Source organism: Bacillus sp. FSL K6-0138 (assembly GCF_037982765.1).
GTDB lineage: Bacteria > Bacillota > Bacilli > Bacillales > Bacillaceae > Bacillus > Bacillus glycinifermentans.
On sequence record NZ_CP150286.1, the window covers coordinates 4490709 to 4502342 of the forward strand.

At 47.9% G+C, this 11634-nt stretch carries 8 protein-coding genes; 1 reads left to right on the forward strand and 7 read right to left on the reverse strand.

The window, feature by feature from the left end:
* Positions 1-66 precede the first annotated feature (66 nt).
* Positions 67-2163, forward strand: coding sequence for a glycosyltransferase family 39 protein (locus MHB78_RS23470; protein ID WP_065894775.1), 2097 nt, complete (start codon positions 67-69; stop codon positions 2161-2163).
* Between the two features lie 274 nt (positions 2164-2437).
* Here MHB78_RS23470 and MHB78_RS23475 read toward each other — a convergent pair whose 3' ends face one another.
* The 7 genes from MHB78_RS23475 to MHB78_RS23505 all read right to left on the reverse strand — a co-directional run bounded on the left by MHB78_RS23475 (position 2438) and on the right by MHB78_RS23505 (position 11545).
* Positions 2438-3847 (reverse strand): glycoside hydrolase family 1 protein, encoded by a 1410-nt coding sequence (locus MHB78_RS23475; RefSeq protein WP_065894708.1) that lies wholly within the window; start codon positions 3845-3847, stop codon positions 2438-2440.
* A gap of 40 nt (positions 3848-3887) precedes the next feature.
* Positions 3888-5735: a beta-glucoside-specific PTS transporter subunit IIABC gene (locus tag MHB78_RS23480; protein WP_046130507.1), complete on the reverse strand. Its 1848-nt coding sequence runs from the start codon at positions 5733-5735 to the stop codon at positions 3888-3890.
* A 366-nt stretch (positions 5736-6101) separates the two neighbouring features.
* Complete coding sequence (locus MHB78_RS23485) at positions 6102-6650, reverse strand: DUF4064 domain-containing protein (protein ID WP_046130508.1); 549 nt, start codon at positions 6648-6650, stop codon at positions 6102-6104.
* A gap of 18 nt (positions 6651-6668) precedes the next feature.
* Complete coding sequence (locus MHB78_RS23490; RefSeq protein ID WP_046130509.1) at positions 6669-7658, reverse strand: choloylglycine hydrolase family protein; 990 nt, start codon at positions 7656-7658, stop codon at positions 6669-6671.
* Positions 7659-7838: 180 nt separating this feature from the next.
* The gene (locus MHB78_RS23495) at positions 7839-9257 is read right to left on the reverse strand and encodes a glycoside hydrolase family 43 protein (protein ID WP_046130592.1); all 1419 of its coding nucleotides are present in this window, start codon (positions 9255-9257) and stop codon (positions 7839-7841) included.
* 113 nt (positions 9258-9370) lie between these two features.
* Positions 9371-10813 (reverse strand): DEAD/DEAH box helicase, encoded by a 1443-nt coding sequence (locus tag MHB78_RS23500; RefSeq protein WP_046130510.1) that lies wholly within the window; start codon positions 10811-10813, stop codon positions 9371-9373.
* 465 nt (positions 10814-11278) lie between these two features.
* The gene (locus tag MHB78_RS23505; protein ID WP_128748378.1) at positions 11279-11545 is read right to left on the reverse strand and encodes a hypothetical protein; all 267 of its coding nucleotides are present in this window, start codon (positions 11543-11545) and stop codon (positions 11279-11281) included.
* Between the last annotated feature and the right edge of the window lie 89 nt (positions 11546-11634).

Sequence of the window (11634 nt, forward strand, 5' to 3'; positions counted from 1 at the left end):
TTTTTTTATTCATAACTTATTCATATTTTTTATCTAAAATAGGTAACCATAAAGAGGTGAGAGATGATGAAATTAAAAAAACCGGATATCGCACTTATCTTGATTTTGCTGGCAGCACTTATTCTGAATACATATAACATCTGGCAGGATGATGCGGCCAACCAGTATTACTTGGCAGCAGTTAAAAGCATGACGAAAAGCTTCCACAATTTCTTCTATGCTTCATTCGATCCTTCGGGATTTGTATCGGTTGATAAGCCGCCGCTCGTCCTATGGATACAGACGATCTTCGCGCTCGTATTCGGCGTTCATACGTGGAGCGTGATCCTTCCGCAGGCGCTAGCAGGAGTCGGTTCTGTCTTCCTTCTCTACATCATGATCAAGCCGAGATTCGGCAAAGGTGCAGCGCGAATCAGCGCTCTTGTTATGGCGCTGACGCCGATCGCAGTCGCCGTCAGCCGGACGAACAATATCGACAGCATGCTCGTATTCACGCTGCTTCTCGGTACATGGTGCCTGATGAGGGCGGTCAAACAAGGAAAGCTGATCTTGCTGCTCGCCGCGTTTGGAATCGTCGGAATCGGATTCAATATGAAGATGCTTCAAGCCTTTATGGTCATCCCGGCCTTTTTGCTATTCTACCTGGTTGCGGCAAAAGCCAAATGGAGGAAAAAAATCGCGTCGGCCGTACTGTCGCTTATCGTCCTTACCGGCGTTTCCCTTTCGTGGGCACTCGTTGTCGACTACACGTCGGCGGACAGCCGTCCATATGTCGGAAGCAGCCAGAAAAACTCCGTGCTTGAACTGGCTTTCGGATACAACGGTACAGAACGCCTGCTCGGACAGACGACAGGCAATTCCCGCGGCGATATGAACGGATTTGGCACAGATATGCAGCCGCCGAGCGGGAACAGCCCGGCCGGCGAAAGCTCTAAATCGCAAAACAGAGGCATGCAGCCGCCGAGCGGAAACGGCTCGACTGGCGGAAGCTCCAAATCGCAAAACGGAAGCATGCAGCCGCCGAACGGTAACGGCCCGGCCGGCGGTGATGCTCAAGGCCAAAACGGAGGCGGGCAGCCGTCTGGCGGAGGGGGCCATGGCGGATTCGGCGGAGGAAACGGAGGCCCAGGCGGGGGCGGCGGCATGAACATGTTCGGCACCGGTACTGCAGGTCCGCTGAGACTGTTCCAATCTGCGCTTTCCGGACAAATCAGCTGGATGCTTCCATTCGCACTGTTCGGATTGCTCGGCATGATGATCAGCTGGTTCCGCGACCGCCGCGAAAAAGCGGGGCAAATGAAAGAAACCCTTTTCTGGGCGGCATGGCTCATCCCTGTCGCAGGCTTTTTCAGCGTTGCGGGCTTTTTCCATCATTACTATTTGATTATGCTGGCACCGCCGATCGCCGCATTATCCGGAATCGGATGGCATGCGATGTACGGCTTGTACAAAAACCGTAAAGATTGGGCAAGCTATTTGCTGCCGGCAGCCGTGTTCATCACAGCTGCATTCCAGGTCTATATTTTAAGCGGTTATACGAATCAAATCGGCAGCGCCTGGATATACGTTCTGGGCACCTTGGGAGTCGGCCTGACGATCACCCTTCTCATGCTCAAGCGCAGCCATCCATTTGGAAATCAGCTGACGATCATCAGCTTGTGCGCCCTGCTTCTCACACCGGTCTACTGGTCGGCAACGCCGCTCATGTACGGCAACAGCAGCGTCCTTCCAGAAGCAGGCCCGCAGCTCAAAAGCTCATCAGGCGGCGGCATGTTCAGTTCAGATGTGGACACAGGGCTGCTCTCCTACCTTCGCAAAAATAATACAGGCGAAGAATACCTATTCGCTACGCTGACGACGGTCACCGCCGCACCGTATATCATCAATGCCGACGAAAATGTCATGGCGCTCGGCGGCTTCAACGGCACAGACCCGATCCTGACGGTCAGCGAGCTGAAAAAACTGGTCAAAGAAGGAAAAGTGAAGTACTTCCTGATCCCGGGCAACAACTCAGGCAACAGCGAGCTGGTTTCCTGGATCAAAAAACACGGTGCGAAAATTTCGTCAGACGAATACAGCAGTTCCTCAAGCACCATTCAGCAGGGCACAAGAGGCGGCCCCGGCGGCGGAGGAGAGACGACGCTTTATAAAGTTGAATTGTAAGAGATGCGGAAAGCCCATCGGAGATGTCCGATGGGCTTTTTCTTAATGTCATAACGCCGATTTAATGACCTTCTTATAGTACAGAACAGACAACAAGCCGAAAATAGAATACAGAACAGTATTCAATACATCACCATAATCATCGAGGACCATGCCTCTAATCCGAATACCTGTTTTTTCTCAAGTGTATAGCAAAATGATGTTACATTCTACAGAAAAATCCGGCTCTGCATTTAAAAAGCTGCCTCCATAGAGGCAGCCGATCCGGTTCACATTACAAGCTTTCACCATTCGTTTCAATCACGTTTTTATACCAGTAAAAGCTTTTCTTTCTCGTTCTTTTCAGCGTTCCTTTTCCGTCATTGTCCCGGTCGACGTAAATGTAGCCGTAGCGTTTTTTCATTTCGGCGGTGGAGGCGCTCACCAAATCGATCGGTCCCCATGATGTGTAGCCGATTAAGTCGACGCCGTCGGCGATCGCTTCCCTTGCTTCTTTTAAATGATCGCGCAAATAATTGATTCTGTAATCATCCTGAATGGAGCCGTCTTCTTCGACGGCATCGACCGCGCCAAGGCCGTTTTCTACGATGAACAGCGGCTTCTGGTAACGGTCATACAGTGTATTCAACGTAATGCGCAGCCCTTTAGGGTCGATCTGCCAGCCCCATTCAGACGATTCCAAGTACGGATTTTTGACGCCGCCGAGGAGATTGCCTTCCGTTTTTGCCAAGTCTTCCGGACTCGTGCTCGCGACCATTGACATGTAGTAGCTGAAACCGATATAGTCGACGGTATTTTCCTTCAAGATGTCTTCATCACCTTCAGCCATTTCAATCGTAATTCCGTTTTCCTTAAAGAAGCGCTTCATATAGCCCGGATAAGCTCCGCGCGACTGTACGTCCGAGAAAAACAGCGTTCTTCTCTCATTCTCCATCGCGGCGAGCACGTCTTCCGGCTTTGGCGTCATCGGGTATGTCGTCGTTGCGGCGATCATGCAGCCGATTTTAGCGTCCGGGATGATTTCATGTCCGGCTTTGACCGCCAGGGCGCTTGCGACAAATAGATGATGCGCCGCTTGGTACATCGCATTTAACTTGTTTTCGCCTTCTTCAAATACAAGGCCTCCGCCTGTAAACGGCGCATGCAGAACCATGTTGATTTCATTGAACGTCATCCAGTATTTCACTTTGTCTTTATAGCGGGTGAAAACCGTTTTTGCATAATGTTCATAGCAATCGATCACTTTCCGGTTTTTCCAGCCGCCGTATTTTTTAATCAGACCGAGCGGCATTTCGTAGTGGGAAATCGTCACTACAGGCTCAATACCGTGTTTTAATAGCTCATCGAAGAGACGATCGTAAAATTGGAGACCCTCTTCATTTGGTTCAATCTCATCGCCGTTAGGAAAAATCCGTGTCCAGGCAATCGATGTCCGGAATGCTTTAAATCCCATTTCGGCGAAGAGAGCGATATCTTCTTTGTAGCGGTGGTAAAAATCGATGCCTTCATGATACAGGTTCAATGACTCCATCGATTCGTCGAATGGATACATGACGCCGTTCGGCGATACATCGGCTGTCGAGAGTCCTTTTCCGCCGACATTATAGGCGCCTTCCACTTGGTTTGCGGCAACCGCTCCGCCCCATAAAAAACCTTCAGGAAACCTTTTCATTTGTTCAGTCATATCATTTCACCTCATCCTAATTTGTCAGGCTTTCCTTTCTCTACGCCAGCGCGATCAGCGCTTCCTCAATGTCAACGCTTTCATCTGTTTTCAAAGGCTTGATCGACTGGTACCGGTCCGTATTTGTAATGATAACCGGCGTGATCAACTGATAGCCAGCATCCTTAATCGCATCCATATCAAAAGAGACAAGCTGGTCTCCCGGCTTTACAGCGTCGCCTTTATTGACATGCACGGTAAAGTGCTCACCATTCAATTTCACCGTGTCGATTCCGATATGGATAATAATTTCCGCCCCATTGTCGCTTGTAATGCCGAGGGCGTGCTTCGTTTGAAAAACGGTTGTGATCGTGCCTGATATCGGGGACACTACTTTGCCTTCTTCAGGCTCAATGGCGACGCCTTTTCCCATGACTTCTCCAGAAAATGTCGCATCATCCACTTCACTCAATGCTTTGACTTCGCCTTTCAGCGGGCTTTGAATGATCTCTCCCGCTCCCGCTTCAGATGGAGATGGAGCAGCCGTTTGTTCATCGGCTTCGTCTGAAGGTATGTCTTCAAATCCTAACAGATAAGCAATAATGGTCGCTGCAAAGAACGCGATGACGAGCCCGATCATCGCCTGAACAAACGTAGGGCCGATGAACGTCGGAATACCTGGCAATCCGGCGTTTCCGCCAACGATGTAAGATGCAACTCCTGTGATGCCGTAAAATGCACCGCCGACGGCTCCCCCAAGAAGCGCGGAAACAAACGGCTTTTTCAGCCTCATGTTGACACCGTACATCGCCGGCTCCGTAATTCCCATCAAAGCCGTGATGCTTGTGGTCATCGACAACGATTTAAACGTCGCATTTTTTGATCGTAAAAAGACGGCGAATGACGCTCCCGCCTGTCCCATATTGGCCAGGAACATAGCCGGCATCAAATAGTCGTATCCGTTTTGAGTGATATTGTTGAGCATGATCGGCACCAATGCATAGTGCATCCCCGTCATAATGATAAGGGAGAACGTTCCGGCCAACAGGATCATCGCAATCAGACCGGCATGCTGGAACAGATAGTTCACGCCGACGGAAAGGTAGTTTCCGATAATCGCACCGAGCGGACCGACCGTGATCAATGTGACGGGCACGACGATCAGCAGGGTGAAAGTCGGTACAAAGATGAGCTTCAAAGATGTCGGCGTAATTCTATCAATCCATTTTTCTACATAAGATGCAATCCAGATGGCAAGCAAAATCGGAATGACCGTCGACGAATACGTGGCAGCGGTTACAGGCAACCCGATAAAGGAAATGCTTTTGCCTGAAGCAAGCAGAGCCGTCAGATCCGGATGCAAAATCGCCGCTCCGATAGCCGCTGCTACATAAGGGTTGCTGCCGAATTTTCTTGCAGCACTGACTGCGAGCAGTAAAGGCAGGAAGTAGAAAGCTCCGTCGCCGATTGCAGACAGAATGGTGTGCGCCTGACTCTTCTCGCTCATCCAGCCGAATGTCACGGCTAACGCAATAATTCCCTTGATCATACCCGCACCGGCAATCGCCGGGAGAATCGGGGTAAATACGCCTGAAATGACATCAAAAATGGATGCAAGCACGTTTTTCTTTTGAGAAGATGGCTGCCCGGCCTTTGCGTCGCTCAGGCCGCTGTTGGCGAGCATCGCCTTATACACCTTAGGCACATCATTTCCGATAATGATCTGAAACTGTTCACCGCTGATGTTCGTTCCCATTACACCGGGCACGTTTTCCAATTTCGCACGATCAGCCTTGCCATTGTCATAAAGGTTGAAACGCAGTCTTGTCATGCAGTGAATCACGCTCTGTACGTTCTCCTCACCGCCGACGAGTTGTAAAATGTCTTTTGATACTTTATTATAATCCATATGAGTACCTCCTCCTTTTGGGGGAATATGCCGGACTGAAGGTGGCCGCCTTCACCCGGCTTTTTTTCTGGAAACATATCTGCTCGTTTTTGCATCACCTCCTTAATTTCAGGCACAAAAAAAACCTAAATTACGGACAGCTTCCCGGGACAATGTCCCGATGATACTCTCGTAACTTAGGTTTTGCCTGCTAAAGCAGTAACAATCCTTGAGAACTTGCTGATATTAGTTTGTATCTATACTGTAGCACCTGCCTATCTTTATGTCAACGCTTTCATTACAATTGTCGGATAAAAAAATAAAAGCCGCCATTCCTTGTAAAATCGGAATTTGGCAGCTTTTTTCTTCTGAAAATCTCCTTTTCTATTAAGACTTTCTTCCTGGTTTTCTCCGTTTTTTCACCGCTGCTGCTTTTCGTTTGGTGAATGCGGAAGCCCTTCTTCTGTTCTTGCGGCGCACAGCCTTTGTTTCAGGTTCCTGCGGTTCCTTTTGCTGTTTATGAAGGAGAAAGCCTGCAATGAGAAACGGAATTCCGGATGTATTCGTAAAGATGTTTTTAATGCCCATCGCCAAAATAAAAGAACCCCACGCAGAAAACGGATTTTTTCTGATTTTGATATACGCGGTGATTTCCAGGGCAATAAAAATAAGCGACTGCGCCAAAATGACGATTAACATGATCAAAAGGAAAAAACAGCCCCAATTAAACAATGTCCCCGAATAAATCATCGCTCTCAGCATATCCACGAAAGTATCAGACTGCGTATATCCGCTCACGGCATCCGGATTCCAAACGGTGTAAGAATCAAACCACCCGCTTTTGATGCGCAGGAAAACGAATAAGATGCCGAACCAGTACCCAATATGCAACACTATTCCTAATAAAGTGAGATTGTTTGCTGCTTTGTTTTGCATGATGTTCCTTCTTTCGAATTATGATTGAAGTGAGTGAATCGCCTCTTCAGCATTTGCCGGAAACGATTTGAGTTCCTTCTGGTCAAGGTCTTCTTGAAACAGGCAAACCTTCTGAATCTGTCGGTTTTGATAATGATGGTAATAATAGCTCCCCGAATGGCTGCACATGGCCGCCGTGTATTGCGTATAGTCATCTTCCCCCTGCTCAGTAATGACGATGCCTTTCGGTATATTCATATTTGAAAGAATATGAAAAGCTGCAGACACTCCCTCTGTTTCGCCTGTGACGGGTTTCATATGTTCTTTCAAATAGGCCGTCCTCACAAAGCGGGAAGGCGGGGTGAAATCTCCCGGCAGTCCAGCTAAACCCGATCCTTCGCCAAAAGCCGACAACGTCAGTTCACCTAATTTTTTAGCCTTACACTGCCCGGGCCGCAGCCCGATGTAATTTCTCAAATTGGTCAAATGCCACGAAAATTCAGGGCTGTTCGTCATTACGCCGACAGGATTATCATGAACCTGAATGCCGTCTGCCGCCGGTTCGACAACGATGCTCCGTCCGGAACGGTCCGACAATATCCAGTGCAGCGGCGTAACCGTACCGAGCAGCTTTACCTCTCTCTCCACAATCGCAAGAGAAGACAACGCAGCCTTCACATCCTCCAGGCTGACGCAGTTCGACAACACCCATGTCACAAATTCATGCGGCGCGATGTTATCATGGTTAGCCTTTGGTTCTTTTTCATACACGGCATAACCCGGGAAATAAAGCGCAGCGCACGACAGGCCTTTTTCGTTCACACCATCGGCAAACAAAGCGTTTTCAAACCGCCTGCCCATTCCGATAAACGCGTATGGCCCCCTATGTTCCCTGCCGTCAGCTTCACTCATCCATTGATACATGCGCGGATGCAACAGCACCTCTCCGTCAAGCTGAAAAGTAAAATCCATCGTTCTTGCCAATAGATGCACCTGATCTGCAGTCGTCAACGTCACACTCGTACACATTGTGCCTCAGTCCTTTTTGGTTATTACACTTAGTGAACAATTTATGTTCATCTTAACGAATTGGAAAGGATTAGTCAAAATGAAAGGGTTATAGCAAAAGCCGAGATGTTTTATCCCGGCTTTAAAAGGCGGTTTAATTATCGTCCTGGTATATGCCTCATATGTTACAATCGCCCTCGCTTACATCCCGCTCCCCCAAACCGCATCCCCCTCACGGGACAACGCGCTAAACGTCATCACTTTCCTCCCGGTCCTTGTATCCCACTGCTTTAAAAACACACCGTCATACCGCTTTCCATCCAGCGTCAGCTCAATCCTGTTATGCCCGGTCTTCTTCCAAGTTCCGGAACCGGATACTTTGCCATTGCGATTTAATCGGATCTCTTCTGACTCTTTGATCTCCGCAGAGATGTCTTTTCCGTGCCGCACCAATTTGTAGTTCCCGATCACCTTCGATTTTTTTACCTTCATGAGCTTCTCTCCAGCATAGCGATGAGGCGCGACAACGGGCCAGCCGTTTTTGTTCATGAACATCTGATGGACGCGGACTTCGTGCTCCTCTCCCCTTCCCGGAAAACGCGTGTGGAAAATCAGATAAGACCTGCCGCTTTTTTCATCGTAATAGGCTGAGTTATGGCCCGGTGAGACGTAGCCGGCGTCTGATCCGCCTTTATTTTTAAACAGAAAATTCCCCATGAGCTTGACGCCGTACGGTTCGATTGAGCGGTCATCGAAAAGAGTTCCTTCTTTGCCGCGCACGTTGATCATCGGATGGCCTTCAGCGTCATAGTATGGGCCGTCAGGGTTTTTGGAGCGTGCGACGCGGATGTTGTACCCGCCGTCAGCGGCGAGTCCGCCGAAGGACATATACAGGTAGTAATACTGTGTTTCAGGATAGTATAGAATGTATGCGCCTTCAATCCGGCTGTGGTTGCCGCCGATCAGCTTTTTTCCGTACCCCTGATTCGGAAGAGGGAACCCGGTTTTCCGATCCATTTCCAAAATAAAAATACCGCCCGAATAGGAGCCGTAGACCATCCACAGCTTGCCGTCTTTATCGAAGAATGTATGCGGGTCGACGACATTCGGATGCTTTGTCGCGTCATACGGGGTGCCGTCATTGCTGATCCCATCCATTCCCGACTTCAGAAAAATGCCCTTATTTTTGTATGGACCTTCAATGTCGTCTGCGACAGCAAGCCCGAGGGCAGATCTCGGAGAATCCCCGCGGCAGGCGTTGTAATACATATAAAACTTGCCGTCCTCAAGCTGGGTGACATCAGGCGCCCACAACGTATCAGATTCAGCCCATTCAAAGGTTTCTTTTAATTCTTCATATACGTTCGGAATCAGGGGATTGCCGTCGTGGACACTCGAGGAAATTTGCGTCCAATTCATAAGGTCCGTCGATTTGGCCGAAGCTAAATGGGAGCCGAAGACATAGTATGCGCCATTCGCTTTAATAATAGATGGATCATGAACCGTCACTTCTGAAAAACCAGGTTTTTGAGTTTGTGCAGAGGCTTGGCTAAGCGCAAAACATGCAGCAATGATGAAAAGCAATGCAAGGACTTGGATGAACCACTTTCTCATCTTCATTTGTTCTCCTCTCTTTTGAAGCGCTTTCATTTTTTGACAATCCATCATATGCTGCTTATCCAAGGTTTATTACGAGCAAAAAAGCTCCCGACAAAGTCGGCAGCCTAAGTTTATTACCTTGCTTTATGCACTTTCAGCAATTTCCCTTTCACAGTCGTCTTTTTCATCGCGTCTAAGACTAACTGACCTTTGCCGTTTAAAATTTCAACGAATGAACCTTGCTCTTGTATCGTGATAATCCCGATATCCTCAGCAGAGACGCCGTCAATATTCACAATCGTTCCAACGAAATCAACGGCTCTCAGCTTCTTCTTTTTTCCCCCGTTGAAATAGAGCCTCATGATTTCCTTATTTAACGGTTCACTCCTATCCTTTTTGGGCTCCGGCTTCCTATTGATTTTCTTAAGAAAGGTCGCTTTTGCCCGCGCAATTTCTTCTTTTGACGGCGCCTGAATGACAGGAATGGAAAAACCGATATATTCTTCAATGTCAGCGACCATCCTTTTTTCACGCGGACTGGCAAAGGTAATCGCTTTTCCCCGCCTGCCGGCCCGGCCTGTTCTTCCGGTACGATGCACATAGCTTTCTTTATCTAATGGCAGTTCATAGTTGATCACATGTGTGATGTTCTCAATGTCGATGCCTCTTGCCGCCACATCTGTCGCGATTAAATAGCGAAACGCTCCCCGTCTGAAGCGGTTCATCACGGTAAAACGGTCCTCCTGAGGCATGCCGCCGTGAATTTTCGCGCACGGATAACCCAAACCGGCTAAGCGCCGATGCAGCTCATTCACACGCTCCTGTGTACGGCAAAAAACGATGCAGCTGTCCGGGTTTTCAACAATTAACAGATCCACTAAAAGCGAAAATGGATCATTTTCATTTACAATGATCAGTTGATGCTCGATGTCTGCGGTTGTCATACCGCTTGCTTTGATCTCGATTTTCAAAGGGGTTTTCATATATTGAAGGGAAAGATGCTCCACATCCTCAGGAAAGGTCGCTGAAAACAGCATCGTCATCCTTTCTCCTGGCAAATGGCGGATGATCTCCCCCACTTGATCGATAAATCCCATGTTCAGCATTTCATCGGCCTCATCGATGACAAGGCATTTCAGTTTTTCTAATGGAAGGGTTCCTTTTTCAATGTGATCCAATACGCGTCCCGGCGTCCCGACAACGATATGGCATTTTTGCTTGAGCTCCGTTTTTTGCCGTTCAAAGGACGACCTCCCGTAAACAGCCGCCGCTTTTATTCTTTTATATCGGCCGATATTGGTCAAATCCTCTTTAACCTGAGCGGCAAGCTCGCGCGTCGGTGTCAAAATCAAGGCTTGCGGTTTGTTCTCTTCCCATTCGGCCAGTTCGCAAAGCGGAATTCCGAACGCGGCCGTCTTCCCGCTCCCCGTCCGCGATTTCACCACAACATCCCGCTTCTTAAGCGCCTCGGGAATCACTTTGCTCTGCACAACAGTCGGCTGCTTATACCCTAAATGATCGAGCGCTTTCGTAATATCACCGCTTAATGCATAGTCTCTAAAACTGGCTTTGCTCATGAACGGACTCCTTTTGGTCATATGATTTCCAGTGAATGATGGTGTTATGAATGTGATTATACGCTAATGATCCTTGATTTCAAAAAGACATGAAAAAGAGGCTGTATAAACACAGCCCTTAAAACTGTACTGTCGTAAGCACGTACATGAACATAACGTCCAAGAGACCCTGCAGCACCAAAAGAAGGCGGGATAAATGATTTTACCTTGAAAATCGTTCATCCATTCATTTGGCCCTGTTGACAGTCGTGCCTCCTTGTTTTAATGCCGGATTCCAGCATGGAAAACGTCAGCAGAAGCAATACAATCAACAAAAGAACTGCGTTGCTTCTAAGCCAAAAAAAGAAGCTTTTTCTGAAAGAGCACATAGACAGGAACCCTTTCTTCTATAAATCAAAAAATTCATCCACGATTTTCTCAAAATATTCGTTTAAAAAAACCGCCGGATTTTCCGGCAGTTCCTCTTTAACTGCTCCATTTCCTGAATTTTTTGAAGCATATACAAAAGGAAATGACTCCGCCAATTATACCTGTCAAAATTGCCAATATAATTGAAATAAACAAGAAACCCAAATACCCCCATCCCAGCGCTTCATCCTGGGATGGTTCTCCCGTCGCAAAAGATTGCATGAAAAAAAACGACAGTACAGCATATAGAATAAGCGAGAATATACCAACAATGATAAAGATTAAAACACTGATTCCAGAAGATACCAGAATGCGTTTGGCCACGTTTTAAAAAACCTCCTATTTATCTATATCTTTCCGTCCATGTAAAAAGATGACACCTAAGACCTGTTTCATGCTACAAGAAAGATTAA